The following is a 25,568-nucleotide window of genomic DNA, read 5'->3' as shown; positions in this document are numbered from 1 at the left end:
ATTTCGTCAACTAAACAGTGAGACTTCTCAAATACTTTTGGACATACACAAAGGACAATATACTTTGGATTAACAAGGCAGATAGCGTTGCAAAAGCAGCGCCAACCACCCCAAAGCTATAAATAAAAACAAACGAAAATATGATTGAAACAGAACCACTTAAAACAGTAATGTTTCGTAATTTTTTTTCATTACCAGTCATAGCCAAAAACATATTCGTAGGCCCGACAATCACGCTCGCAAACTGACCTACAGATAATATAATAAGAATATTTCCGGCTTGAATAAATTCATTACCAAACACTCCAAGTAATAACTCTGGATATATAGCAATAAAGACTATAACAGGCGTGGTTATAACGATTAAAAAAAGTGATGATTTATACATTAAGGAAGTTAAATCACTATACTTTTTTTCTACATTTAAAGCTGAAAATTTAGGACTGACAACCAAATTTAAAGCTATTAATACAAAGCTGACTAAATTCGCTATTCTTTGAGCAACTGACAAAAGGGCTAAATCTTCGGGACTGATAAAAATGCCTGCTACAAGTTGACTTCCCCATTGCACAGAGAGATTCATTGCAACAACAACCCAAAGCGGAGTTGCACTCTCAAAGATATACTTAGTTGTTAAGTTCTCACCAGACCCTCCATGACTTTGTGATTTACTTATCCAAAGATATAAAGCTAGAACAAAAGACAATAAAGAGCTAACAAAGAGGCAGTAAAGACCCTCTAACGCTGAATCTACACCAAAAGAAAAAATTAAAATTGATGCAACAAACTGCACACATATAGATGAAAGGAATACAGCATACAGAGGTAGTTTTATCCCCTGAAAGTGATGTGCTATTAAAATAGTGATACCAAACACAGTAACAATTGGCAGCAAAAAAAACAAATGTAATTTAGTGAACTCTTTAACAAATAAATGACTTATCAAGGGCTCGAATAAAAGCAAGATAGCCGCTGAGAGCCCTAGCAAGCACATTAAAGAGTACTTAATACTCAATTTAAAAAAAGAATTTATCTTGGACCAGTCGTTCTGCTCAAATGAAGCCCCAACAATTTTAACTGCCGTTTGTTGCAAACCTAGCAAGGATATTGGCGCTAAGACCATCAAAATTGTTAGAGAGAAAAAGAAAACTCCTGCTTCTTTCAAGGGCATGGTATAAGCTACAACAAAGTTTAATAAAAACATTGAAATAGCACCAAGCCCTCGCGCAAACACTACAACTAAAACATGCTTTATAAAATCGAAGCTCATGTTACTTTTTGAACACTCCAACAATATCACTCCCCTCTGTCACTAACAAAGTGGTGATACTACTTGCTTCCATCAAAACTAATGCATCCTCAACCCTTGCTGTACTGCTAATACATTGAGGATTAGATGTCATTAAATCGGAGACGCGTTTTGAAAAAAACTTTTCATTATAAATTTCGATAGAACGTCGCACATCTCCATCTGTGACTATTGCCATACAATTGGCATCTTGAACAATTGCAATGCCTAACCGTCCTTCAGTCATTACACTTATAAGCTCACTGGAAGAAGCCGAAGAGTCAATAAATGGTAAGTTTTCGGAGTACATTTCGTCACTTACGCGAGATAATAAACGCCGTCCTAATGAGCCTCCAGGATGAAACCTTGCAAAATTTTCTGGTTGAAAATTTCTCGCCTTCATTAAAGTGACTGCTAATGCATCTCCCATTGCAAGTGTTGCTGTAGTTGATGATGTAGGGGCTAACTTAAGGGGGCAAGCCTCTTCCGAAACGCCAACATTTAAGTGGCTATCAGACGATAAAGCGAGTGTAGAGGACGGGCTTCCTGTTAAAGAAATGATAAAGTTTCCATTATCTTTAAGGAACGGAATGAGCTTAAGCACTTCATCTGTTTCGCCTGAGTTGGAAATAGCAATGAAAACATCATTACTAGTCACCATACCAAGGTCTCCATGAAACGCTTCACCAGGATGCATAAAGAAACTGGGAGTCCCTGTGCTCGCTAATGTAGCTGCTATCTTTTTCCCGATAATTCCTGACTTTCCCATTCCGCAAATTATCACACGACCAGAAGTGTCTATAATTTTACGTATTGAGCGATCAAAGTCAGAGTTCAATTTTTTACTTAAATCCAAAACCGCCTGAGACTCAATTTCAAAAACCTTAATTGCTATGCTTGAATAATCCATATTAAAAATCACTTATCCTTAAAGAATTCAACTACCTTTTGCAAGTCTTCAGAAGTATCTACGCCATGTGGAATTTGGCAATCTACATTCATAATTTTGATAGAAATACCCAACCATAAAGCACGTAATTGTTCCAATTTTTCTAGATTCTCATTTGCAACTGACTCTGAGTTTGTTATCTCAAATAAAGTAGCAACATTATAAGCGTACACGCCAATATGTTTCTGATAACTTTGGATATATTCTTGACTTAGAATAGAGTCTCTATCAAACGGAATGACACTTCTGGAGAAATAGTTTGCAAAATTATTTTTATTTGAAATGACTTTAACTACATTAGTATCAAATATATCGTCTAGGTCACCAAAGGGCGAAGTAATCGTTGCCATTTCAAAGTTATCATTCTCTTTACAAAAACTAATAAAGTCATTAATAACACCTTTGGGCAATAAAGGTTCGTCACCTTGAACATTAATAACTAAATCAGTTTCCGGCCACCCCATGCTAGAGCAAACTTCAGCTATCCTGTCTGTCCCAGAGTCATGACTGCTTGAAGTCATACACCAAGGAATATTATAAGTAGTTAAAATATCTGCAATTCTTATGTCATCTACAGCCACAATAACATCAATCTTGGAGGTAGCTGAAATAACATTCTCGTAAACTCGCACAATCAACGGTTTACCTGCAACATCTGCAACAAGCTTACCCGGCAAACGACTAGATAAAAACCGAGCAGGAATAACTATATGAACATTTGAATAATCAATCATTGAACTACATCCAAATTGTTCCATTGATCAAGTAAAGGCTTATATGCCTGTTCCAAATTAAGACCTCTATTCAATAAGATATAATCTGCTATTTCCCGCGCCACTCCTCTACCGCCTGGCAAATTCATCAAATGATCTACACAATTTTTAATTGAAGGATGAGCATCACTGGGTGAAAAACTAAAACCAACAGATCTTAAAACCAGCATATCTATGATATCATCACCAACGAAAGCTATTTCCTCATATGTTAATGAATATTTCTTGGAAATAAGCTTTAATGCTTCTATTTTATTACTGCATCCGGTATATACCACATCAAATCCAAGCTGATCACAACGCTTCTTTAAAGAAAGACTTTCTTTTCCTGAAACCACACCTGTCATAATGCCGTGAGCTTTTAAAAGAGAAATGGCAATACCATCTTTAACATTGAACTGTTTGAATGCTTCCCCATTTTCATTAATGTAAATATCACCATTCGTGAGCACACCGTCAACATCAAACAGAACAAGCTTTAAGTTCTGGAAATTACTCATTAATCAATTTCCACTTTAGGGAAAGATTTCACCAGATCATCGACGGCTTTTACCTGCTCCAAGAACGGTTCTAACTTCTCAAGAGGTAAAGCACTAGGACCGTCACATAACGCCTTGTCAGGGTTAGGATGAGCTTCCAAGAACAATCCAGCAAGTCCAACAGCCATTCCAGCTCTAGCCAACTCCAGCACCTGCCGACGCCGGCCACTAGAAGCGTCCCCTAAAGGATCGCGATTCTGCAAACTATGCGTTACATCAAAAATGATTGGAGCATTTTCTGTAACATCTTTCATTTGCCGAAAACCTAGCATATCGACTACTAAGTTATCATAACCAAAACAACTACCTCGTTCGCATATATATACTTGTGAATTTCCGGCAGAATGACATTTTTTAATAATATGCTTTACTTGGGCAGGACTCATGAACTGTGGTTTTTTTATATTTACAGGTTTACCCGCTTTAGCGACTTCATATACAAAGTCAGTTTGTCTGGCTAAAAATGCTGGCACTTGTATAATGTCTACAACTTCTGAAACACTTCTAATTTGAGGGGTTTCATGAACATCTGTAATAATTTCGACACCTAAATCTAACTTTAGCTTTTCAAAAATCCTTAGTCCTTCGTCTAAACCTACACCCCGAAAAGAGTCAATAGATGAACGGTTAGCTTTGTCAAAAGATGCTTTGAAAACAAAAGGGATATCTAGCTTCTTAGTAACTTCTAAAAAATGTTCACAAACTTGTAAAGTTGAATCCATGTTTTCGAGAACATTCACACCACCAAACAGTGTAAATGGGTTATCATTACTAATATTTGTCAAAAAACTCATATCTAATTCCATTCAGATGGTTTATCTCTTTTCCAGTCCAACATAGCTTGCGAAAAAGTATATTTATATTGGTATTCATTATCATACAAAAAAGCAGGACGAATATTATTAGACCTTACTAGCTTTTTAATTCTAACAGGACTGATAGGTTGATTAATTCCAAAAAGCTTGGCCAGAATATCAATAGGATAAGAAATTGAAAGCATACACCAATATGGAACGCTAGGAACAAATCGTTCAACTTCAGCGGTCTCGCAGATTATTTGAACATACTCTTGTATTGTAGGTCCCGGGTTCATAGACATATTAAATAATGCAAACCCATTAGATGTTTTGTTATTTAATACCCAAATCATTGCATTACACAATTCTTTTACGTAAACGCCAGCTTTTCTGGTATCTCTGTTACCCATATAAAAAAAGAATTTTTTCAGTGTAGCTTTGATTAGTCTAGAGACGTTACCACCTTCTCCGGCTCCAAAAACCACTCCAGGTCTAACAATCACAAGTTTTCTATTAGTGATATCTTTACAAAGCCAAGCTTGATGAATTTTTTCCGCTGCTAATTTAGATGCACCATACGCAGTGACTGGAGCAGGCACAGACTCTTCATCTTTGACAGCCTCGGACGGTCCATACGGCGCTATACTGCTTGTAAATATAATGCTTTCACATCCAGTTTTTTCAGCCCAAGAACAGACATTTTCTGCTCCTAAAAGATTGGTTTCATAGTATTCATTGTTTTGATGACCAGGCTCACGATGAACAGCTGCAAAGTTTGCTACAAGCTCTACATTCTCAGCATGTAAATCAATTTCAGCTCGAACATCGCAATATTGATATTCGATTTTTTCGCTTTCAACAAACAATTTATACTCTAATGTTGTTCTTTCAATATCTAACGGTTCTATATCAAATACTAATACCTTACTAACTATATGATTATCCAAAAGGTATTGAGAAAAATGAGAACCTATAAAACCAGATCCACCAAAAATAACAGCACAACCATCAGCCATATCTATACTCCCATAATATCTGTAATTTGATTTTGATATCGCTCTATGGAATACCGATTTTTACTGGTACCTTCGGCTTCAAAGGATATACTATTAAACAACTCCTCATTATCAATAAGTCGTACAATATGATCCACTGCTTTCTGTGCAGCTTCAAATGTAAATCCATTTATACCATTAGAAATTAAATCTTTGTTTCCAGAGCAATCAGACAAAACAGGTACGGCACCGGCTATCATACTTTCAATTGGTGATACAGGAAGGCCCTCCCATAAAGATGTAGACAAGTAAATTTTTGATTTTTCGAGTAAGTCCTTTACTTCATCTTTTGATTTCCAACCTAAGACTTCTACTCCCGAATCCACCAAAACTTGTTTATAATATTCATCACCATCACCCACCCAAAAAAACCGTACATCTTTATTTAGCTTTTTAGTTAGCTTACAAATTTCTGCAAACATAACTGGGTTTTTTTGTATCCGTATTTGACCTACATTTATTATAATATTTTCTCTCTCGCTATCCCTTGTACTCTCCCAAAACGGCACATCTACAGCATTTTCGAGTAATAATACCGAGGCGTTAGGTATCTCCTTTTGTATTTCTTCTCTTTCACTATTTGAACAAGCAAGGTAGGTGCATTTTTTCAAATTAGCCAGTTTTTCTAGAAATACAAACACCTTCCTTTTATTTTTTGACAAATCTTTCCTCATAAATGAAATGCAATGAGGAATATAATAATAATTACCGTTTATACCTATTGATGCCACCCTTCCTATAAAACCAGCAAAAGAAGAATGTAAGAAAATATGATCGGCATTCTTATATAACAAGCCCCTTCTTATTTTAAAGAAGCTTAATAATTTGAGAAAAGGACTAGACATTTGAATCTGATGCAGACTGACAGAAGAATCAAAATAATCAGCTATATTTTTTGGAGACTCACTTCTTAACGAATATATAACAGAAACACTATATCCTTGGCGTACTTGGATATTTGCTAACAAACTGACCATTGATAGCGTTCCTGTAGCTGTCGCCTCAACGACATGAATAACAGATATATTATTTTTCATGTTCATCTATTCTTACTTAGCTCTTGAAAAGAAATGATTCACATCATTATTCGATATCTTATTACTAGAAAAATATTCTATTTTTATCAAATAATTCATTACATATCGAGCTAGCCTGTCATGATCAAATGACGAATAAAAAGAATTACCCAAGAAGGTTACTGGCGTACCAACAATCATACTTTCTAGTCCTACAGTTGAGTTTACCGTAATAACTCTTTTAGCACCTTTAATTAATTCAAAAGTATTATCATTTACTAACGTGAATAACTTATTCTCATGCATTTCTTTTAATTCAGATAAAGTTTTATAATCAATCTCAGCTGGATGAGGTTTTACAATTAATTTTACTTTATCTTTAGAAGCCATATTAATAGCTTCCTTTAATGCTTCAATAACTGAATCCTTATCATAATTCAATATAATTTGAGCATCTGTACTTACCTGCATCGGAAAAAAATAATATTCACAAGAAGGATCTAACTCATCAAATTTATGACTCACTTTCTTTACATCAAAAATATTCTTATACGTATAAGAGTTTTCTGATGTTAGCTGAAACCACCTTTCTAAATAACAAGCTACGACTTGAATGACTTTCTTCAAGTAAAAACCAACATTAATTTTGCGAGCCTGACCAATAACATGCTGCTCAAACTTATTCTTCAAATAAGTGTTTTTCCAATTTTCATATTCCTTATAATCTAAATCATATTCATCTAGTATCTCGGGATATTTATATAAATAGCTTTGCATATCTGTTCCCGCAGGATCTACGAATGTCCTATTTGGAATATTCCCATAGCCTACATATATTGTTTTAATCTTATATTTTTTAGAAAAATCCTTGATAGCTAACTGCCCTATCAATCTACCACTGGGTATAACGATAACATCCCACTTTCTAGACTTATATTTTTCAGATAAGAAATCATAATATGAATTATACACAACACCACATTCATCAGCAGTCAACCGCCCTGTAAGAGCAGAAAAACTTTGACTAAAGTCTTGTGTATTTTGTATTTTTTTACTTTTTTTTAATACATATACTTTCTTAAAATTAATTTTCAAGTAAAACCAAATAGCTAAATTATTTGCTAAGTATTCGACATTCCAACCATTCTCATCAAAATAGTCATTCATTCTAGCAAAAAACTTATAGTCTTCTGGGTTAGATATATTTATTAGAACATTCATGTCTCTCGGCATCCCTTTGTAATATAATCACTAAAATCACCACAAGTAATACAATTTCGTTACCAGTTATAAAATCATTAAGAAACGAGTAGTAAGCAAACAGTGACCATATTACTGGTATAGTTTCCCTGTAGTATTTTTTTACAACATAAAAATATATAAACACAGCTAAAATACTTAGTAAAATACCATACCTATACCCTGCTCTGAAAAATGCATTATGCGGTCTATGGGAGGTTCTATCATCGATATTAGATCCGTTACCAACAATTATAAAATCACCTTCAGCAACCCGGTCAATAAAATCTATGTTAGCTGCAAACCTAAGATAATTTGAAGAATCAGCGATAGTAGTAAGCCTCTCCTTCGACCCTCCTATATCTTCTCTAAAATCAACAAATCCTACATAAAAGTAGGATAAACCAGTAATAGCACCAATACTTAAAAGTGTTATAAGCCTTATTGAAAAACACTCAAACACTCTTCTTATTTTTTGTGATCGATTTAAAACACTCAACAATTCAAATAGCATCACAGCCAATATAAAATTTCTGCTTAAACTGATCAAACCTACAACCAATATATAGATAGATACCGTTTTAATTTCTTTCATTCGTACAACAAGATACACAAGAAACAAATAATAACCCGATATATTTGGATCTAAATATGAACCAGTAACGCGATCATTTATTCTAAAAACCAAGTATTGAAGCGTATATGAAACCAAAAAAACGATTAAAACAAAGTTTTCTAATCGATTAAATCTTATATACTTTGCTCCATTAATCAAACATACTGCAGCCAAACCACCAGCTATCACATACAACCCTGTATATTCTTCATAATAAATCTGAATCAAACAAATCGACATAGCAATACTGATCCAAATATAAATTTTACGATCAGAACCGTAGAAATAAAGATACAAAAAGACAAAAAAAACATTAACTACTAATAATATATACCGCTGCAAAAACCACGGCCCTAGCGAATATGAAACCTCCTGATAACTCCCAAAGTAATTAAACTCAAAAGATTTAAGCATAAAAAAGTAGACAAATATGTATGCATAAATAATCGCCTTACATAGCAAACCTTTTTTCAAAACATCTTCCATATTAATAAATATCTTTACTCAACAAGCTTAATGGCGTTTTGATTAGGATTTTTATATCGCCCATCAAAGACCAGTTATTGATATAACTAAGATCAAACTCCACACGTTTCTGCATTTTATCGATCGTTTCTGTTTCACCACGGCAGCCACTAATTTGTGCAAGGCCTGTAATGCCAGGCTTGATGCGGTGGCGTGCCAAATAGGCATCTACCTTGCCAGAGTAATATTCGTTATGAGCAACCGCATGGGGGCGAGGACCTACAAGCGACATAGTTCCCTGCAATACGTTTATAAGCTGAGGAAGCTCATCAATTGAGGTACGACGGATAAAAGCACCTACTTTTGTGATACGGCTATCACCCTTAGTTGCTTGTTTTACTTCGGCATCTTCATGAAGCTTCATACTTCGAAACTTCCAGACTTTAATTACCTTGCCATCCCAACCATGGCGTTCCTGTTTGAAGAATACGGGGCCAGGTGAAGATCGCTTCACTGCAATCGCTACCGCCATAAATACAGGGCTAAGCAGAATAAGGCTGATAAGCGCAATTGAACGGTCCATCACGCCTTTCATAAAAATGGATGTTTTACTGGATGTCATTGGGCTTTCATTCAACGATATAAGCGGCATACCTGCCACCTCCCGTACTGAATGGTTTAATAAGCTCATCGCAAAAATATCCGGCACCCATATCACATCTACATTCATATCCAGCAAGTCGATGTGAAGCGCTTCAATGGTTTCTGAGGACTTCACCGGTAAGGCGATGTATACACGGCGGATATTCTGCTGCTTTATGATCTGCCGCAGCTCATCAACATGACCAAGAATGGGTAAGGAAAAAGCTTCCTGAATTTCAGAATCACGGGGCTTGTCGTTAACAAACACAAAACCAGAAACACGATCTGGCAACCAGTTATTTGAATTCAGGTTATTGACCAGGTGTTTTGCTAAATCTCCTGTACCAACTACAAGGGTTGGAATCTCTCGGGCAAACATTACTTTGTAGTGTTTGTACAAAGTACGTAAAACAATGTGGTTGATACCCTGTAGCAGATAAGCAACCACTGCCCATTGCAACAGCACTTCACGGGAGAACATTTCGCTGGTTTTTGTGACAAAACCTGCCAGCGCCAGTAAGAGACAAACCAGCCCCCAGGCCACACCTAATCGCATTAGGTTGTTCAGATGCCCACCAGAACGACGATATAAACCCTGAGTAGGGTAAACAATAAACATTAACAGTACTGACACCGTCGCCAGTACACGGTATTCGCTGCTAATTGCAGAATGTTTCAGATAGGTAAGAAAAAGTAAGCTGGCCACAATCACACAAAGGTCAGCAAGAATCTGCACCCAGTGGGCCAGGGAACGATGATTGCTCAGCAAACGTTTTTTACGTGCGTGCGAGCGTGATACCTGTATGGTATTAATGTGCGCAGTCATGGCGTTTTCCTTGCATCATTGCTGCATAACAAATGCAGCTCGCCCGTCGAGACCCTTGGGCAAATGATTCCTTACAATACGAATTCTTTAGCGACTACGAAAGCTTCAAACCGTTTGAAACTTAACACTCGTATCAACCTTTAGTCGCGGGGGAAAGATGCCTGATATGAACATATCAGCCAGCACAAGCCTTAGCTTGCAGAACGTTTTCTCCCCCCGAAGAGCGCGCATATTAACAAAGTCAAAACAAAGTTTCTTCTATTTTTCTGAACTTTTGCTGAATAATTCATACAAACCTTTTTCGCACTGGTAATCTGCGACGCCATTGCGCAGCCCTGCAACACTCAACCCTTGCGCTACAGCACAGACCTGAAACTTCAGTAATTATTTCAAACAAAAGCGACAAAACCGTTTGAATTCCAACATAACTTACTCTAAAGTTGCGCTAAACCAATACGTGTTGATTTATTCAGGCAGTACACGACACAATTTAATTCATGGAGCGATAAAATATGCGCCGTTCACTGTTAGCTGTTGCGATCGCAGCTACCCTAACTCTACCAGCCGCAACAGCCATTGCAGCCGTTGATCAGCAAGCCGTTGAAGCAGCCGCACTGGATACAGGCATTTCTCAGGACATCGTTGCAAGTGTTGCACAGGCGCTGGACGGCGCTACAACTCCTGAAGCAATTCAGACGGCGATGCAAACCCTGCTGTCTTCAACTCCTGAAGCACAACAACAGGCAGTTATTACTGCAGCGCTGGGCCTGAACAGCTCAAACCCAGCTGTACAGGCAGCTATCGGCCGTGCGGCAAGCTCTGCGAACGTACCTCTGGGTACAGTAGCAGCAGCGTCTTTCGCAGCTAATGTTGATTCCACTGATGTACTTGGTGCCACAGCGGCCGGTAACGAAGGTGGCAACACCGGTTCAGGTATCCCTTCTGGAAACACAGGTAACACCCTGAACAACACGCCTTCTTACGGTTCCAGCAGCGGCTCCGGCGGTGGTGGAACCGCTAGCCCAAGTTAATTTTGCATCACACATAAAAAAAAGCGCTTAATTGCGCTTTTTTTGTTGCTGCAATATATCCAATCAGCTTTCCGGATTTTTTTGAATGGCACCATCTACAAGCCGCAAAACAGCAAACAGCCCTCTGTTTTACTTTTTCCTCTTTATCCTTGTATGGGTACCACTCCCCCTTGGTAGCAACCGGGAGTGGTCACTAAGCCTCGTTTCATTTTTACTTATCATAACGGCCATCAGTTGGCTTACTCTCTTCGCGTTCGGAAAGACACAAATAAATCAGGCATGTAAAAAAGCCTGGCCTGTTAGCCTAATATTAATACTTACACCGCTATGGGCAGGAACGCAGGGCTCGCTACCGTCACTCAGCCTTTCATCATCAAACAGCTTTAACAACATGCTGCTGGGGTTCGCATTGTTACTGGCATTTAACTTGTGCCTCCTGCTATGCACCTCCACCCGAAGGATTAAGCTGCTTTGCTACACCCTGGTTGGCAGTGGCCTATTTCAGGCGGTATACGGTAGCCTGATGACTTTAACGGGTATTGAGTACCTGTTCTTTGTACCAAAAGATACCTACACAGGCGTTGCCACAGGCACATTCATCAATCGTAATCACTTAGCCGGATATCTGGTACTTACCCTCTCGCTCGGCGTTGGCATGATGATCGCTAAACTGAATTTCAACAGTGAGCAAAACTGGCGGGCACGAGCAAAACGCCTGCTAACAACCCTGCTTAGCAGCAAAGCCAGCCTGCGGCTGATACTGATTATTATGGTAGCCGGCCTGGTTATGACCCATTCCCGAATGGGTAACACCGCCTTCTTTGCCAGCCTTTCAATTACCGGAGTGCTGGCGCTTATTCTTCTTAAAAGCAGCCTTAAGTCTGTAATGATCCTGATCACCAGCCTGATCATTATCGATATATTCGTTGTAGGTACTTTCTTTGGGGTTGATAAGGTCGCCGAGCGGCTAAGCAATACCTCCGCCAACACAGAAACCCGCGATGAAGTTAACAGCTATACCTTAAATGCCATTAATGAGCACATTTTGACCGGTAGTGGCGCAGGCACCTTCTATACCGACTTCCCAAAACACCGTGACTTTAATGTAGGTGATATTTTTTACGCAGAAGCCCATAATGACTACTTCCAGTTTGCCAGTGAATACGGGATCCCCATTACTGTATTATTGCTGTTCGCTGTTGGGCTGTGTGCCTTTACCGCCATGCAGGCAATGCGTACCCGCAAAGACCCTTTGCTCCGTGGCATTGCCTTTAGCTGTTTAATGGCAATTATTGCTTTAGCCATCCACTCCACGGTTGACTTTAACCTGCAAATTCCGGCTAACGCGTTAACCTTTATTGTGCTTTTAAGCTGTGGCTACATTGCGCTTTATAAGAAGAAGACTTCACGCTAAGTCGCAGAGTAAAAGACACCCACAAAAAACGCCGCTAATGCGGCGTTTATTACTTGATACTGAATTACATCGCAGCCAGATACTTGCTGGCCACCCAGCCTTCCTGCCAGACACCATTCTCTTTAAAACGGATATTCGACCAGTCCGCATTTTGCTTAAGGCGTATCACCTGCTGATCATTGACCAGCCGACCTATCACACCAAAACTCGTGCCTGCTCCAGCCCGCACCCGCAAACTGTTTGCCGTTACTCTGCTGTTATAGGCTTCTGCACCGATGTCGTCGGGCACTTTTGGTACATAGAGCGCAGACTCACCTGTTGCTTCACCAATCACAGCCAACATGGTAGCAGGCACCCAGCCCTTCACGGGCTCGTCAATGTCGCTCATAAAGAATACCTGCGCCCAGCCTTCAGACTGCTGAATTTTCAAAACTACCTGGCCGGCACGCAATTGCGCAAGGACATCACTGTTACTGTTTGGCTCTGCACTCACAGCACTGGACTGTTTCATGCTGAAGGAATCAATTGCGTGCGCTAATACTGGCAATCCTGCCAACAACACTGAACAAACCAGTCCGGTAAACTTATTCACTACCCACCTCATCTATGCCACGACACAATTGTGCTGCATGTTATCAAACCAATTACCTTCAGGCTAACCTTTGCCAGATCAGCATATGTTTCATACCTGTAACTTAAAACCTGAAAAGTAAACTACAACGACTACCCAAGTTGACATATTTTTGAATAACTTACGGCTTTTTACTGAAATTTTTCTTTGCGACAGCGTCTTAACAAAATCGTTTAAGTTTTTTTTAAGAATTGTGTGTCAAGGACTGTAGCTCACATTATGTGATGTGCTAATATGCGCCAACTCAAATCTGATTACAGAGCACACAGGACGTGACATTTAGTGGTTTATACCATCGTCAGCCGACTGTATGGCAATCATTAAAACTAAAAAGGACATTTGCAATGAGCTTTCCAGGCAAAATTCTTCCTCTAACCATCGCAATCTCTGCGCTCTGTAACCCTGCTTTTGCAGCTATTGAACCGGCTTCCATTGAGGTTGGTGAAATGGAACTGGTACCAACAGTTAATATGCAAATTGGCTACGACGATAACATCCTCAGCGCAAACACTGATGAAATTTCAAGCATGGTTACTGTTCTGTCGCCAAGCGTTCAGCTGGTTGCCGAGCAGGGCCTTAATGCTTACCGCATGAGCTATACCCTGAGCAAGGGTGTATTTGCCGACAGCACCGAAGATAACTACCTGGATCACAACTTCGCACTGGATGCACATCTGGAATTTAACTCCCGCAACAAACTGGACTTACGTGCTGAATATAACCGTGGCCATGAAGCACGGGGTACCGGCCTGAGTGCCAACGGCGGTATTGCCAATGCTGTAACTGAGCCACTGGAATACGATACCAAAGCAGTTTCTTTCAACTATCAGTTTGGCGGTGACGAAGCCACAGGCCGTATTGAGCTCTACGGTGAGTTACTGGATCGTGAATACCAGAACTTCCGCAGCATTACTGAAGGCCGTGACAACCAGGAACGTACTGCCGGCGCTATCTTCTACTACCGTGTAGCACCGAAAACTTCATTACTGTTTGAAGCCCGTAACAAAGATGTCGATTACGATCTGTCCACTACCACTCTGGACAGCAACACCTGGCGTTATTTTGTGGGTGCGACCTGGGAGTCCACCGCGAAGACGACTGGTACGGTTAAGATTGGTCACTTCGATAAAGACTTCGACGATTCATCCCGTAAAGATGATGACGGTGTGAGCTGGGAAGCGGCTGTAAAATGGGCGCCTAGGACCTATTCAGTGTTCACGCTTACCACCGGTCAGGAAGACAAAGAAAGTAACGGTACCGGTAACTTTATTAATGCCGAAATTGTACGTTTAGACTGGAACCATGAATGGAATGACTTTGTCAGCACAGACCTGGGTATTAGCCATGCCACAGAAACCTATGAAGGCGACGCTAATAACCGTGAAGATAAAGTTAAAAGCTACAGTGCCGGTTTTAACTATGACATGCGTCGCTGGTTATCACTGGGTCTGTCTTATACCTATAACGACACCAGCTCTAACATCAGCGGTGTGAGCTTTGACAAGAACGTTATCTTCTTTACTGTTGATGCGTCTCTGTAATATAGAAATGGTAGTTACTATGCGTAGTTTGCTGTCGCTGCTTAGCAGTTTGTGTGTACTCCTGTTTACCCTTCAGTCTGCCAACGCTTCAGACTTGTCTAATTACCGCATTGGCAGCGGTGATCTGCTGAGCATTCAGGTATATGGCGAAGAAGAACTGAGTATGGAAGTCCGCCTCAGTGATGCCGGTACTATCCCTTACCCGTTTCTGGGTGAGCTGAATGCGCTGGGTAACACCGTTGGTGAATTAACAGACACCATAAAAGCAGGCTTGGCGGATGGCTACCTGATTAACCCAACCGTCAGCATTACCGTTGCGGAATACCGTGAGTTTTTCATTAACGGTGAAGTGGAAGAACCCGGCGGCTACCCTTACCAGCCAGGCTTAACTCTGCAAAAAGCCGTCGCTATTGCCGGCGGCTTTACCGAGCGGGCTTCGAAAACCAAACTGTTTGTTGCCCGTGAAGACCAGAACGGTGAACCAAACCGGGTAAAACTAAACGCGACTATTCAGCCCGGTGACATTATTACCATTGAAGAGAGCTTTTTCTGATTAACTGCAGAATCAGCTCCTTCCTGAAACCGGATCACCCAAAAAAGTGATCCGGTTTTGCCGCTTTAACAGATATAAAAAAGTATGGATACAATGAATAATCAATTTGCTGCACCTGTCATTGAAGAAGAAACCATCGACCTTCGCCAATACTGGCGGACCATTATGCAGCGCAAATGGAGTATTTTAAGCTTCGCTCTGGTAGTGACCCTGCTGACCATTATGGTGGTATTCAGCATTAAACCGACTTATCGGGCTACCACTACCCTTCTGATTGAAGCGCAGCAGGCAAACGTTGTATCCATTGAAGAGGTCTACGGGGTCGATTCTTCTAACAACGAGTACTACCTCACCCAGTTCGAAATTCTTAAATCACGCCAGTTGGCCGAAAAGGTTATTACCGAGCTAAACCTGCTAAACAATCCGGAGTTCAATCCGGAACCGAGTTTTATAAGCAGTAAAGTGGCAGAACTGCGCGAAAGTCTGGGTATTAATCAATTACTTGAAGATCATTTAAATATCGTTCAGGTCGAACTAACCGATGAAGAGCTGGCCGCTGAACATTTTCAGGAAGTGACGGATGAGTTTTTGAAGAAACTGAACGTCTCTCCTGTCCGTAAAACTCAGTTAGTTAAGATCAGCTTCGAAGCACATGACCGTCTTTTGTCTGCAACAATTGCTAATGCTATTGCTGATGCATACATTGATAACGACCTCGAAGCCCGCCTGGCTCTTACCTCAAAAGCGTCTGAATGGTTAACTGTACAACTGAGTGGCCTGCGTGAAACCCTTAAGGCTTCTGAACGCCGCTTACAGGAATACCGCGACTCCCAGGGCATTGTTGGCCAGGACGGCGGCCTTGATATTGCCAATACCGAACTGGAACTGGTTTCTGATAAGTTAGTTGATGCGCGCCGTGACCGACTTGCACTGGAAAGTGTGTACCGCCAGGTTCGTGCCATCAGCAAGAACAACCCTTCTGCCTTTGAACGTATCCCTGCTGTACTGCAGCACCCTCTGGTACAGAGCCTGAAAGGTTCGGTTCTGGTTGTTGAGCTGAAAAAGTCTGAACTGGCTAAACGTTACGGCGCTAAGCATCCTAAAATGCAGGCTGCACAGTCTGAACTGGATAACGCCCGCCGCAGCCTGAACAGCCAAATTCTGGCAGTCGTCAACGGTATCGAAAGCGAATACCGTGCAGCGGTTGCCAGCGAAGGTTCTCTGAAATCTGCGGTTAACCAAACCAAGTCTGAACTGCAGTCGATCAACCGTAAAGAATACGGCCTGAAGGAACTGGAGCAGGAAGTGGAAGCCAACCGCCAGCTTTATGATACCTTCTTCAGCCGCCTGAACGAGACCAATGCTACCGGCGATTTACAGAGTGCCAATGCCCGTATTTCAGACCCGGCCATTGCCCCCCGTAAACCGGCTAAACCTAAGAAAGCACTGATTGTTGCACTGGCATTCATAGTAAGCATTATGTTCGGCATCATGGTTGCTTTCTTACTTCAGGCACTAAACAACACCATCATGTCGGCGAAAGACGTGGAAGAAAAACTTCACGCTACCCTGCTGGGTCTGCTGCCATTGCTGCCTAAGCGCCGTAAACATGCGCACCCAAGCTACACTCAGTATCTGCAGGAGCCGCAGTCTGCCTTTGCAGAAGCGGTTCGTACTATCCGTACCGGAGTGGTGCTATCTGCGCTGGATAATCCGCACAAAACACTGTGTGTGACCTCTTCCATTCCAGGTGAAGGTAAAACCTCAACATCTCTAAGCCTGGCTTACTCACTGGGCCAGATGGAAAAAGTCCTGCTGATTGATGCTGACATGCGCCGCCCTTCCATTGCCAAAGCGATGGGCATTGATGGAAAAGCGGCTGGGCTTTCTAACCTGGTTGCCGGCACGGCGGATGTTGAAGAATGCATTCACACCATCGAAGACGCTAACATTGATGTACTGACCGCCGGTATTATTCCGCCTAACCCGCTGGAGCTGCTGTCTTCCCAGAAGTTCGCTAAGGTCATTGAACAGCTGGAAGGCCGTTACGACCGCATCGTAATTGATACAGCCCCAACGCAGGCGGTAAGTGATGCCCTGATGATCGGTAAGATCGTTGGCGCAATGATCTACACCGTTAAGGCCGACTCTACCAACCAGCAGCTGGCTAAAAACGGCCTGAAGCGCCTGAAAGAAGCCAATGCACCGGTGATCGGTGTGGTGCTTAACCAGCTGGATGTGAAGAAAGCTGAAAAGTACGGCTACGACTATTCCGGCTACTACGACAGCTACGGCTACACCGGCGGTAACTGATCTGCCGCCGTTCAGTACTTAAATACAGGGTAACGAATGATTGATCTGCATTGTCATTTACTGCCGGGCATCGACGATGGCCCGGCCAGCCTGGAAGAGGCGGTAGAGCTGGCAGCCATGGCGGCTGCCGACGGTATTACCCATGCCGTTGCCACCCCGCACATCCATCCGGGCCGCTATGACAATAACATCCATAGCATCACCCCTGCCTATGAAGCCCTGAAGAACGCCATCGTTGAACGTAACATCCCGCTGGAACTGGGTATGGCTGCAGAAGTGCGGATTTCAGTAGAGATGCTGGCGATGATTCCCACCAACCAGATTCCATTTCTGGGTGAATGGGAAGGTCGCAAAGTTCTGCTGCTGGAATTACCTCACAGCCACATCCCCCCCGGTTGCGACAAACTGGTGGACTGGCTGCTGGCCCGGGACATTCTGCCGATGATCGCCCACCCGGAGCGCAACAAAGACATCATGCATAAGCTGGAAAAGATAGAACCCTTCGTCAGCCGTGGCTGCCTGTTCCAGTTAACCTCCATGTCTGTTGCCGGTAAGTTTGGAGATGTTGCCCACGAACGGGCGCTGGAGATTCTGCAAAATGGCTGGGCGACCATCATTGCTACCGATGCTCACAATACCAACCGCCGCCCGCCAGTGCTTTCTGAAGGGATGCATGCTGCTACAGAGGTTGTTGGTGAAGCCACTGCCCGTCAACTGGTGTATGACAACCCTGCCAGACTGATTGGCCTGCATTAACAGCCATTCTTAGCAGCGACTCTGATACAGCCACTCCCGGATCACTGAACAACATGACCACAGACGCCTCATTTTCTGAAACATCCTCTGCTGACCGCTCCCGGCACTCTTCGCGCCGCTCATCCCGAAAAAAGCCTGGCCCCCTGGGTAAAACGCTGGCACTTATCGGAATTGTGCTGCTCACGGTGATGGCGTATTACAGTATTCGCTGGATGATGGCAGACATTAACAGCTACCCTGCCCGTAACGCACTGATCAACCAGCAGGACCCGACGAAACTGGTCCCGGCCGAAAAGCTTGAACGGGCTCAGGCATCTATCGACCGTTCTATAAGCTGGCGGCCTGATCACGGTGATTACTACGATATTAAAGCCAGCCTGAGCTACTATCAGGCATTGCATGCTCAGAATGAAAACCGCTGGCGGGATTACGGCCAGTTAATGAGCCAGAGTCTCGATCTTTACCGGCAGGCAAGCACGCTGCGCCCCCACTGGCCTTACAGCTGGGCCGGGCTGGCACTGAGCAAAGCCAAACTCAGCCAGATGGATGAAGAGCTTTTTCAGGCAATCGATAACTCTGTACTCTATGGCCCGTGGGAAAATGCCGTGAACATCAGCATTGCTGAAGCTGGGCTACTCAGCTGGCGCTACCTGCCACAGGCACAGCAGGAAGCCGTACTTGCCAACATCGACCGCGGCCTGAAGCGTAACTATAAAGAAATTCGCAACATTGCCACGCAGGTCAATCAAACTGCCCTGCTGTGTGACAAGCTGCCGGATTCGAAAGAGAAGGCAAAGCTCTGCAAATAAAGAGTCTGTAAATAAAGGGCTCTGCAAATAAAGAGCTGTGTAAAGGCTAACGGAAACCTCTGTTAGCCCAAAGCTTCAGCCATTAAACAGCACCGAACGCATCGAAAACGACCCCGCCTCAAATCCTTCTGCGTAATACTCCGCCTTCTCCGATGCATAAGCACTGGCTGCCACGTACAATAACGGCAGATAGTGCTCAGGCGTGGGTACCGACATCTGCGCTGCCCGGCCATACTGAAGATAATCCGCCAGAGCTGCGTACTCACGGTTATTGATCCGGTCTGTCACTTTCGCATCAAAATACTTTGCCCAGTCATGTACCAGATGGGTGCGGCCCATGCGGTAATCCTGCTGCCAGCTACGCATGTTATGGGTGATGTTGCCCGAACCGATGATCATCACCCCCTGCTCCCGCAACTGGCGAAGCTCCTGCCCCAGCGCAAAGTGCTCTGCTGCATTCATACTACGGGACAGGCTAAACTGAAACACCGGCACATCCGCCTTAGGGAACAGGCGCATCAGCACACACCAGGCACCATGATCCAGCCCCTGACCAGCATCAGCAATGATCCGTTGAGAGAATTGTGCTTTTGTCAGGCTACCGGCGATTTCCGGGGCACCGGGAGCCGGATAATTCTGCTGATACATTTCATCCGGGAAACCGTAAAAGTCGTAAATCATGGCGGGCTTTTCTGCCACTGAAACCGCAACACCGCGGGTTTCCCAGTGGGCAGATACCATCAGAATGGCACGGGGCTTTGTCGCAGCCGCTCCAAAGCGTTCAGCCAGCGCATCCCAGTCCCGGGTGAAGCGGTTATCCTGCAGGATATTCATCGGATCACCGTGACCAATGAACAGTGCCGGTGCCCTTCGCCCTGTCACTTCTGAAGCGGAACCGCTATCAGCTCCCGCGTCAGTACCTGTTTGTTTAGCACCCCAGGCAGGCAAAGCAGATAACGCAGCCCAAAGGCCGGCCAGGCCGGTAAAACAACGGCGGGATACAGGCATAAGCACCTCATCAGTAAATATATTAAGTAGTTCAGTATTCACTGTATCCACTGACTGAACATTCATCTAATGCATAATGATTATTTCCATCATGCGCCATACATATAAAAATGCGGATTTATTCACCATTACGACCATTTATACCGGCTCCCACCGCCCGGTGCCGTTTACTTTGAAGAGTGGCCCCGATACCATCTTTGTTAATACATTAATTACTTTTAAGCGATGACATATGCGCAAGTTTGAAGACTCATTACCCCTTCAACTTCTCCGGGCACGGGAAGCCACCATGCTGTTTTTCCGCCCGCTGTTACATGACAACTCTTTAACGGAACAGCAATGGCGAATCCTGCGGGCGCTGTATAACTATAAGGAGCTGGAGTCCAAGGAACTGGCCAAACGTTGCTGCATTCTCAGCCCCAGCCTGACCGGTATTCTGAAACGCCTGGCCCAGCAGGGTTATATCCAGCGCCGTAAATGCCATGAAGACCAGCGCCGGGCGCTGATCAGCCTGACTGACAAAGCCTATGACCTGTTCGAACGCCTGAGCCCTGAAGTGGAAGCCGCTTATGCTGCATTCATTAACCGCTACAGCGAAGAAAAACTGGAAGAACTGATGAGCATGCTTAAAGAGCTTTCTGAGTTGGAGCCCTGAATCAGCTACGACATCCCGTTCAGGCTCACCTCCGCCCAACCATCCGGCTGTTTCACAACCGGATGGTAGCCTTACCAATCACCGGTACCCGCGCCTTTGGTACTTTCAGCCTTATCTCTTGTACTTTTCCCTGAATTACTAATGCAGATCAATTTTCAGATCGTTGACTATATAAAATTAGTTAACATATTAACTTAATAACTATATACTGATTTTAACTTGTCACCCTTTGACACTACTTTTAAAAAGAATAAACACGATTGAGAGGTCTCCAATGGGAAAAATTGTACTCGCGGCAAAAATCACCCATGTTCCAACCATGCTGCTTTCTGAACGTCCGGGTAAACTGGAAGGCTGCCGCCAGCAAGCCATTGACGGCCACAAAGAAATTGCCCGCCGCGCCCGCGAAGCCGGTGCTGACACCGTTGTGGTCATAGACACTCACTGGCTGGTAAATGCCGGCTATCACGTAAATTCAGGGGAACACTTCAAAGGCAGCTTCACCAGCCACGAGTTCCCGCACTTCATTCAGAACCTGGAATACGAATACAAGGGTAACCCGGCACTTGGCGACCTGATCGCCGAAAAAGCCACCGAAAAAGGCGTATTTACCCTGTCACATCAGGTAGAAACACTGGATCTGGAATACGGCACCTTAGTGCCGATGCGCTACATGAACCCGGAATCAGACCTTAAAGTGGTTTCAGTTGCCGGCTGGTGTACCGTACACAGCCTGGAATCTTCCAAGCTTCTGGGTGAAGCCATTCGTGAAGCCATTGAAGCCAGTGACAGCAACGTCATGCTGCTGGCCTCCGGTTCCCTGTCTCACCGGATCTGGGACAATGACGATTACGAAGCCAACAACGGCACCTTCACCATCTCTAAAGAATTCAACCGTCAGGTGGATCTGCGGGTACTGGATCTGTGGCAACAGGGTGACATCAGCACTTTCCTGAAGATGCTGCCTGATTATGCCCAACTGTGTTCCGGTGAAGGTGGCATGCACGACACCGCCATGCTGTTCGGCGCACTGGGTTGGGATGAATATCAGGGTAAAGGCGAAGTCATCGGTGAATACTTCCCAAGCTCCGGTACCGGTCAGGTGAACGTCGTATTCAGCCTGTAATACATACAACACTGAATGGCCGGCCAGCCTGACTGCCCGGCCATTTTTTATACGTGGAAACAGTCATGCTCACCGAAGAAACATCCCTTAGCTGGGAAAGTGCCTCACAGATCTGCCAGGCCACCTGCCGGTATGCCAGCGAACATAATCTGAAAATCTGCGTGTGTGTACTGGACCGACACGGCAACCCGCTGGCCATGCAACGGATTAATCACGCCCCGCTGCCATCCACAGACATCGCACGTAAAAAGGCATACACCGCCGTCAGTTTTGGCTTCGGTACCCACCTGTGGCAACAGCGGCTGGCGGATAAACCCCACCTGCTATCCGGCCTTACCCAACAGCCAGACATGGTGTTGTTCGGCGGCGGCCTGCCTGTAACGTACAACGGTCAGTTGGTTGGTGCTGTTGGCGTATCCGGCGCCAGTGAAGCCCAGGATCAGGCCTGTGCCGCTGCCGGCATCGCTGCCCTTCCTGAATTACAGAGCCAATGATATGACCACGGCGACACAACAAAACCCGGCAACCGGACAACTCCCCGGTATCGCCTGGTTTACAGTCATGTCGATGGTCAGCCCGGTGGCGCTGAACATTTTGATGCCCGCCCTGCCGGACATTGCTGCCGACCTGAATGTCAGTACCGATGAAGTGCAGCTCAGCCTGACCCTGTATCTGCTGACTCTGGCATTCGGCCAGTTAATCTGTGGCCCGCTGGCAGACCGCTTTGGCCGAAAACCTGTATTGCTAGCCGGCATCGCCCTGCACTTCGTTGGCTGTTTGCTGGGGGCATTTGCTGATGACCTGCAGTCGTTACTGCTCGCCCGGGTGTTACAGGCCGCCGGGGGCTGTACCGGCATGGTGCTCGCTCGCACCATCATGCTGGATTGTTACAGCCGCTCCCAGGCAGCCGGCAAGATTGGCTACATCACCCTGTCTATTGCACTGGCACAGGCCGTTGCCCCGACACTGGGCGGCCAGCTTAACCTACTGTTTGGCTGGCAGGTGCTGTTTCACTTCTCACTGTTGCTGAGCAGTGTCTCCTGGCTTATCGTATTACTCATCATTCCTGAAACCGCCATCAACCTGACCACCAGCATTCGAATCAGCACTGTTTTACAGCGCTATAAGCAACTGATCTGTAACCGCAGCTACCTCCGTTACAGTGCCTCAGCCACCCTGATTGCCTGCGGTTTTTACCTGTTCATCGGGACTACCCCCTACATAGTTGCCAACCAGATGCAGGGTACTTCAGCGGACTTCGGTAACTGGTTTTTAATCGTCGCGCTGGGCTTTATGGCAGGTAGCTTTACCGCCGCAAGACTCTCGGCAAACCTTGGCATTGCACGGATGATATTTCTGGGGAATGCTGTTTCAGGCTGTGCGGCGCTCAGCCTGTTAGCAGGATTAATGATCGCAGGTCTTTCAGCCGCCACACTCAGCTATCTTCTACTCTTCCTGCCGATGGCGCTCTATACCTATGGCCGCGGGCTCAGTCAGCCCAATAACCAGTCCGCCGCCATTGCCAGCAGCGACATCGCCCCGGGAGCAGCTTCCGGTTTACTGGGCTTTATACAACTGATCACCGGCGCGCTGGTCACCCAGATTGCGTCACTGATTTTAGAACTGGGAACAGTATGGCTGGCAGCCACGCTGGTGATGTTTGTTGCGGGAGCCTTTCTGCTTAGCCGGAATCATTAAACCGGCTTTTGAGCATCAACCGTGTTTTTTTGTGCTTCAAGTGAACTTTTATCCCGGAGCCAGGCATAGCTGAGTGACAGAATTCCCAGTTCAATCACCCCCAGAAATAACCATAAGAAATATTGCAGAATATACAGCGTAAAAGTTTCAAACGACTCAAGCAGGGTGAACAACTGACCAGACAAAAAAGCCGGTAAACAAATCAATACTGTCAGACGCCAGCCGTTATTTTTGCTTAGCGCCCATGCAGCCCCCATTCTCTGTCTTGAGGAGTCAACGGCAATGGCTGGAAGTATCAGCATCCAGCGGGAAACAATATACATCAGGGGCAGATACAGAACATTGGAAACTAACCAGTACTGAACTCCATCATTGCCAGCGGAATTTGAAAGGTTATCCAGCATTGGTACAACAAGTGGCATTACCGACAGCCCTATGGCTAACGCGATCACACCAATCGTAATCCAGCCAATTAAATAGCGTGTTTCCCGCATGGTCCAACGTAACACTGGGGTTTTAAGCACAACATCGCGATCCAATAAAAAGACCCGGTGACAACTCACACCCCCCATCACCAGACTCAGAGCGAACCCCAGGCTGAAGATGCCCTCAAAGAATCCTATATCGCTTCCACCGTAAGAACTGAATGACGACACTGTTGCCGACAGGATCCCTAAAATCAGGACCGGCAGACCATAACGAATCAACAAATTAAAATGTTTTTGAGGCAGAAGAAGTGCTTCACAGAAGATTGCCAGAACCGGCAGTTTTTTAGATTTCCTGATATTGTCCATGAGTCACAATTGTCCTTTGCCGTTACCCGGTCACAAACAGCTTCCTTACGTGACCTGTCTTCATGCCAGAGAAGACCAATAAAGCGGCATAGTTATCTAACGGTTATATATTTGATCAGCTGCAAAACAGTTTTCTTCTGTGTCAGGTTCTTAAACCGAGTCAGCAATATCATGCAGCACCTCATCTTCAGCTGTTGAATTGTTATCCCGAAGCCAGGCATAACTGAGAGATATCAGGCCTACTTCTATTACCCCACACACAGCCCAGACAACTATCTGTAACGCTTCTGCCACTGCTCCGGCGTAATCCAGCAGCGCTATGCCAAGAAGATCAGTCAGCATCGGTAACAAAGCAATCAGGAAAACTAAACGCCAGCCATTCCCTTTGCTCAACCTCCAGGCCATTACTGGCCCCCGCTCCTCCGCATCTATAGCAATTGCCGGGAATATCAGTACACAGCGGACGAACAGATAAATAAAAGGCAGATAGATAAGATATGTCTGTAACCAGAGAACATACAAGTTACCGGATAGCGGATTCCAAACACCGGTCATAACCGGAAGTATCAACATCATAAAAGGTGAAGTAACCACCATTGCAGCAATTCCAATTAACACCCACCAGATGACAAATCGCATCTCGGTCATGGTCCAGCGGAATACTCTTGCTTTAGAAGCGACTTCTTCATCAAGCAGAAAAATCCGGTGATAACTGACCACGACCAGAGGAATGCTAAGGTTTAGTATCAACAAACCTATGAAAATATATATGAAGAGTGAACTGGAGCTACTCAGTTCATGGAGAGTGGCAATAGCAAACTGAGCAACCACAATGCACAGAATAGCCGGCATACCGTACAGTAACAGCATTTTGAAATGCGTGACTGGCAATGCAAACGCACGGTGAAAAATTTCTAAGACGGGGAGTTTAGCTGTTGCTCTGAAGTCATCCATAACCATCGATTCCATCTTGCGCCACTATGTTAAATACCGCTCACCGGGCAATTTATGTGCTCCAAATGAACAGTATTAAA

At 44.2% G+C, this 25,568-nt stretch carries 25 protein-coding genes; 11 read left to right on the top strand and 14 right to left on the bottom strand.

Annotated features, from left to right (window positions below; genetic code table 11):
• Nucleotides 1-10: 10 nt before the first annotated feature.
• From JYB63_RS02115 to JYB63_RS02070, 10 genes are read right to left on the bottom strand one after another with little or no spacing between them, the layout of a single operon-like run.
• Nucleotides 11-1,270 (bottom strand): oligosaccharide flippase family protein, encoded by a 1,260-nt coding sequence (locus JYB63_RS02115; protein WP_205656139.1) that lies wholly within the window; start codon nucleotides 1,268-1,270, stop codon nucleotides 11-13.
• A gap of 1 nt (nucleotide 1,271) precedes the next feature.
• Entirely contained in the window at nucleotides 1,272-2,198 is a 927-nt protein-coding gene (locus JYB63_RS02110; protein ID WP_205656137.1) for a KpsF/GutQ family sugar-phosphate isomerase, read from the bottom strand.
• A gap of 8 nt (nucleotides 2,199-2,206) precedes the next feature.
• Nucleotides 2,207-2,971 (bottom strand): 3-deoxy-manno-octulosonate cytidylyltransferase, encoded by a 765-nt coding sequence (gene kdsB, locus JYB63_RS02105; RefSeq protein ID WP_205656135.1) that lies wholly within the window; start codon nucleotides 2,969-2,971, stop codon nucleotides 2,207-2,209.
• Entirely contained in the window at nucleotides 2,968-3,510 is a 543-nt protein-coding gene (locus JYB63_RS02100) for a KdsC family phosphatase (RefSeq protein ID WP_205656134.1), read from the bottom strand. The genes kdsB and JYB63_RS02100 overlap by 4 nt, the downstream gene beginning before the upstream one ends.
• Nucleotides 3,510-4,355, bottom strand: a complete 846-nt coding sequence (kdsA, locus tag JYB63_RS02095; protein ID WP_205656133.1) for a 3-deoxy-8-phosphooctulonate synthase — start codon at nucleotides 4,353-4,355, stop codon at nucleotides 3,510-3,512. Before kdsA ends, JYB63_RS02100 begins: the two co-directional genes overlap by 1 nt.
• On the bottom strand, nucleotides 4,346-5,362 hold the full coding sequence (locus tag JYB63_RS02090; RefSeq protein WP_205656131.1) for an NAD-dependent epimerase/dehydratase family protein: 1,017 nt from the start codon (nucleotides 5,360-5,362) through the stop codon (nucleotides 4,346-4,348). Before JYB63_RS02090 ends, kdsA begins: the two co-directional genes overlap by 10 nt.
• 2 nt (nucleotides 5,363-5,364) lie before the next feature.
• On the bottom strand, nucleotides 5,365-6,438 hold the full coding sequence (locus JYB63_RS02085; protein ID WP_205656129.1) for a glycosyltransferase family 4 protein: 1,074 nt from the start codon (nucleotides 6,436-6,438) through the stop codon (nucleotides 5,365-5,367).
• Between the two features lie 12 nt (nucleotides 6,439-6,450).
• Nucleotides 6,451-7,638, bottom strand: a complete 1,188-nt coding sequence (locus JYB63_RS02080) for a capsular polysaccharide export protein, LipB/KpsS family (RefSeq protein WP_205656127.1) — start codon at nucleotides 7,636-7,638, stop codon at nucleotides 6,451-6,453.
• Nucleotides 7,613-8,758 carry a hypothetical protein gene (locus JYB63_RS02075; RefSeq protein ID WP_205656125.1) on the bottom strand — a complete coding sequence of 382 codons (1,146 nt, stop codon included), beginning with the start codon at nucleotides 8,756-8,758 and terminating at the stop codon, nucleotides 7,613-7,615. Before JYB63_RS02075 ends, JYB63_RS02080 begins: the two co-directional genes overlap by 26 nt.
• A gap of 1 nt (nucleotide 8,759) precedes the next feature.
• Complete coding sequence (locus tag JYB63_RS02070) at nucleotides 8,760-10,205, bottom strand: undecaprenyl-phosphate glucose phosphotransferase (RefSeq protein WP_205656123.1); 1,446 nt, start codon at nucleotides 10,203-10,205, stop codon at nucleotides 8,760-8,762.
• A gap of 512 nt (nucleotides 10,206-10,717) precedes the next feature.
• On the opposite strand from JYB63_RS02070, the gene JYB63_RS02065 reads away from it, so the two are divergent.
• Nucleotides 10,718-11,236: a RodZ family helix-turn-helix domain-containing protein gene (locus tag JYB63_RS02065; protein WP_205656116.1), complete on the top strand. Its 519-nt coding sequence runs from the start codon at nucleotides 10,718-10,720 to the stop codon at nucleotides 11,234-11,236.
• Nucleotides 11,237-11,759: 523 nt separating this feature from the next.
• Nucleotides 11,760-12,650 (top strand): O-antigen ligase family protein, encoded by an 891-nt coding sequence (locus tag JYB63_RS02060; RefSeq protein WP_243431783.1) that lies wholly within the window; start codon nucleotides 11,760-11,762, stop codon nucleotides 12,648-12,650.
• 64 nt (nucleotides 12,651-12,714) lie between these two features.
• On the opposite strand, the gene JYB63_RS23595 is transcribed toward JYB63_RS02060, so the two are convergent.
• Nucleotides 12,715-13,242: an SH3 domain-containing protein gene (locus JYB63_RS23595; protein WP_205656113.1), complete on the bottom strand. Its 528-nt coding sequence runs from the start codon at nucleotides 13,240-13,242 to the stop codon at nucleotides 12,715-12,717.
• 383 nt (nucleotides 13,243-13,625) lie between these two features.
• Here JYB63_RS23595 and JYB63_RS02050 point away from each other — a divergent pair, with 383 nt between their 5' ends.
• From JYB63_RS02050 to JYB63_RS02030, 5 genes are all read left to right on the top strand, one after another.
• Nucleotides 13,626-14,822, top strand: coding sequence for an outer membrane beta-barrel protein (locus JYB63_RS02050; protein ID WP_205656112.1), 1,197 nt, complete (start codon nucleotides 13,626-13,628; stop codon nucleotides 14,820-14,822).
• A 19-nt stretch (nucleotides 14,823-14,841) separates the two neighbouring features.
• Entirely contained in the window at nucleotides 14,842-15,375 is a 534-nt protein-coding gene (locus JYB63_RS02045; protein ID WP_243431782.1) for a polysaccharide biosynthesis/export family protein, read from the top strand.
• 93 nt (nucleotides 15,376-15,468) lie between these two features.
• Nucleotides 15,469-17,688: a GumC family protein gene (locus tag JYB63_RS02040; protein WP_243431781.1), complete on the top strand. Its 2,220-nt coding sequence runs from the start codon at nucleotides 15,469-15,471 to the stop codon at nucleotides 17,686-17,688.
• Nucleotides 17,689-17,724: 36 nt separating this feature from the next.
• Nucleotides 17,725-18,444, top strand: a complete 720-nt coding sequence (locus JYB63_RS02035) for a tyrosine-protein phosphatase (RefSeq protein WP_205656109.1) — start codon at nucleotides 17,725-17,727, stop codon at nucleotides 18,442-18,444.
• A 53-nt stretch (nucleotides 18,445-18,497) separates the two neighbouring features.
• The gene (locus JYB63_RS02030; RefSeq protein ID WP_205656108.1) at nucleotides 18,498-19,253 is read left to right on the top strand and encodes a hypothetical protein; all 756 of its coding nucleotides are present in this window, start codon (nucleotides 18,498-18,500) and stop codon (nucleotides 19,251-19,253) included.
• Between the two features lie 75 nt (nucleotides 19,254-19,328).
• On the opposite strand, the gene ygiD is transcribed toward JYB63_RS02030, so the two are convergent.
• Complete coding sequence (ygiD, locus tag JYB63_RS02025) at nucleotides 19,329-20,261, bottom strand: 4,5-DOPA-extradiol-dioxygenase (protein ID WP_205656107.1); 933 nt, start codon at nucleotides 20,259-20,261, stop codon at nucleotides 19,329-19,331.
• Nucleotides 20,262-20,493: 232 nt separating this feature from the next.
• Here ygiD and hpaR point away from each other — a divergent pair, with 232 nt between their 5' ends.
• The 4 genes from hpaR (at nucleotide 20,494) to JYB63_RS02005 (ending at nucleotide 23,740) form a co-directional block, all read left to right on the top strand.
• Nucleotides 20,494-20,916 carry a homoprotocatechuate degradation operon regulator HpaR gene (gene hpaR / locus JYB63_RS02020; RefSeq protein ID WP_205656106.1) on the top strand — a complete coding sequence of 141 codons (423 nt, stop codon included), beginning with the start codon at nucleotides 20,494-20,496 and terminating at the stop codon, nucleotides 20,914-20,916.
• A 274-nt stretch (nucleotides 20,917-21,190) separates the two neighbouring features.
• Nucleotides 21,191-22,042 carry a 3,4-dihydroxyphenylacetate 2,3-dioxygenase gene (gene hpaD, locus JYB63_RS02015; protein ID WP_205656105.1) on the top strand — a complete coding sequence of 284 codons (852 nt, stop codon included), beginning with the start codon at nucleotides 21,191-21,193 and terminating at the stop codon, nucleotides 22,040-22,042.
• Between the two features lie 65 nt (nucleotides 22,043-22,107).
• A complete protein-coding gene (locus JYB63_RS02010; protein ID WP_205656103.1) occupies nucleotides 22,108-22,536 on the top strand; it encodes a GlcG/HbpS family heme-binding protein in 429 nt (142 codons plus the stop codon).
• Between the two features lies 1 nt (nucleotide 22,537).
• Nucleotides 22,538-23,740, top strand: a complete 1,203-nt coding sequence (locus JYB63_RS02005; protein WP_205656101.1) for a multidrug effflux MFS transporter — start codon at nucleotides 22,538-22,540, stop codon at nucleotides 23,738-23,740.
• On the opposite strand, the gene JYB63_RS02000 is transcribed toward JYB63_RS02005, so the two are convergent.
• Both JYB63_RS02000 and JYB63_RS01995 read right to left on the bottom strand, forming a co-directional pair.
• Nucleotides 23,737-24,534 (bottom strand): hypothetical protein, encoded by a 798-nt coding sequence (locus JYB63_RS02000; protein ID WP_205656099.1) that lies wholly within the window; start codon nucleotides 24,532-24,534, stop codon nucleotides 23,737-23,739. The two genes, JYB63_RS02005 and JYB63_RS02000, sit on opposite strands and share 4 nt — an antisense overlap.
• 150 nt (nucleotides 24,535-24,684) lie before the next feature.
• Complete coding sequence (locus tag JYB63_RS01995; RefSeq protein WP_205656097.1) at nucleotides 24,685-25,503, bottom strand: hypothetical protein; 819 nt, start codon at nucleotides 25,501-25,503, stop codon at nucleotides 24,685-24,687.
• Between the last annotated feature and the right edge of the window lie 65 nt (nucleotides 25,504-25,568).

The organism is Aliamphritea spongicola (assembly GCF_017051665.1).
Taxonomy (GTDB): domain Bacteria; phylum Pseudomonadota; class Gammaproteobacteria; order Pseudomonadales; family Balneatricaceae; genus Amphritea; species Amphritea spongicola.
This window is presented reverse-complemented; position numbering and strand designations above follow the sequence as displayed.

Excerpts from the sequence above, each read along its gene's own strand:
- JYB63_RS02115 (WP_205656139.1), bottom strand. The coding sequence starts at position 1,270 with ATGAGCTTCGATTTTATAAAGCATGTTTTAGTTGTAGTGTTTGCGCGA.
- JYB63_RS02110 (WP_205656137.1), bottom strand. The coding sequence starts at position 2,198 with ATGGATTATTCAAGCATAGCAATTAAGGTTTTTGAAATTGAGTCTCAG.
- kdsB (WP_205656135.1), bottom strand. The coding sequence starts at position 2,971 with ATGATTGATTATTCAAATGTTCATATAGTTATTCCTGCTCGGTTTTTA.
- JYB63_RS02100 (WP_205656134.1), bottom strand. The coding sequence starts at position 3,510 with ATGAGTAATTTCCAGAACTTAAAGCTTGTTCTGTTTGATGTTGACGGT.
- kdsA (WP_205656133.1), bottom strand. The coding sequence starts at position 4,355 with ATGGAATTAGATATGAGTTTTTTGACAAATATTAGTAATGATAACCCA.
- JYB63_RS02090 (WP_205656131.1), bottom strand. The coding sequence starts at position 5,362 with ATGGCTGATGGTTGTGCTGTTATTTTTGGTGGATCTGGTTTTATAGGT.
- JYB63_RS02085 (WP_205656129.1), bottom strand. The coding sequence starts at position 6,438 with ATGAAAAATAATATATCTGTTATTCATGTCGTTGAGGCGACAGCTACA.
- JYB63_RS02080 (WP_205656127.1), bottom strand. The coding sequence starts at position 7,638 with ATGAATGTTCTAATAAATATATCTAACCCAGAAGACTATAAGTTTTTT.
- JYB63_RS02075 (WP_205656125.1), bottom strand. The coding sequence starts at position 8,758 with ATGGAAGATGTTTTGAAAAAAGGTTTGCTATGTAAGGCGATTATTTAT.
- JYB63_RS02070 (WP_205656123.1), bottom strand. The coding sequence starts at position 10,205 with ATGACTGCGCACATTAATACCATACAGGTATCACGCTCGCACGCACGT.
- JYB63_RS02065 (WP_205656116.1), top strand. The coding sequence starts at position 10,718 with ATGCGCCGTTCACTGTTAGCTGTTGCGATCGCAGCTACCCTAACTCTA.
- JYB63_RS02060 (WP_243431783.1), top strand. The coding sequence starts at position 11,760 with ATGACTTTAACGGGTATTGAGTACCTGTTCTTTGTACCAAAAGATACC.
- JYB63_RS02050 (WP_205656112.1), top strand. The coding sequence starts at position 13,626 with ATGAGCTTTCCAGGCAAAATTCTTCCTCTAACCATCGCAATCTCTGCG.
- JYB63_RS02045 (WP_243431782.1), top strand. The coding sequence starts at position 14,842 with ATGCGTAGTTTGCTGTCGCTGCTTAGCAGTTTGTGTGTACTCCTGTTT.
- JYB63_RS02040 (WP_243431781.1), top strand. The coding sequence starts at position 15,469 with ATGAATAATCAATTTGCTGCACCTGTCATTGAAGAAGAAACCATCGAC.
- JYB63_RS02035 (WP_205656109.1), top strand. The coding sequence starts at position 17,725 with ATGATTGATCTGCATTGTCATTTACTGCCGGGCATCGACGATGGCCCG.
- JYB63_RS02030 (WP_205656108.1), top strand. The coding sequence starts at position 18,498 with ATGACCACAGACGCCTCATTTTCTGAAACATCCTCTGCTGACCGCTCC.
- ygiD (WP_205656107.1), bottom strand. The coding sequence starts at position 20,261 with ATGCCTGTATCCCGCCGTTGTTTTACCGGCCTGGCCGGCCTTTGGGCT.
- hpaR (WP_205656106.1), top strand. The coding sequence starts at position 20,494 with ATGCGCAAGTTTGAAGACTCATTACCCCTTCAACTTCTCCGGGCACGG.
- hpaD (WP_205656105.1), top strand. The coding sequence starts at position 21,191 with ATGGGAAAAATTGTACTCGCGGCAAAAATCACCCATGTTCCAACCATG.
- JYB63_RS02010 (WP_205656103.1), top strand. The coding sequence starts at position 22,108 with ATGCTCACCGAAGAAACATCCCTTAGCTGGGAAAGTGCCTCACAGATC.
- JYB63_RS02005 (WP_205656101.1), top strand. The coding sequence starts at position 22,538 with ATGACCACGGCGACACAACAAAACCCGGCAACCGGACAACTCCCCGGT.
- JYB63_RS02000 (WP_205656099.1), bottom strand. The coding sequence starts at position 24,534 with ATGGACAATATCAGGAAATCTAAAAAACTGCCGGTTCTGGCAATCTTC.
- JYB63_RS01995 (WP_205656097.1), bottom strand. The coding sequence starts at position 25,503 with ATGGAATCGATGGTTATGGATGACTTCAGAGCAACAGCTAAACTCCCC.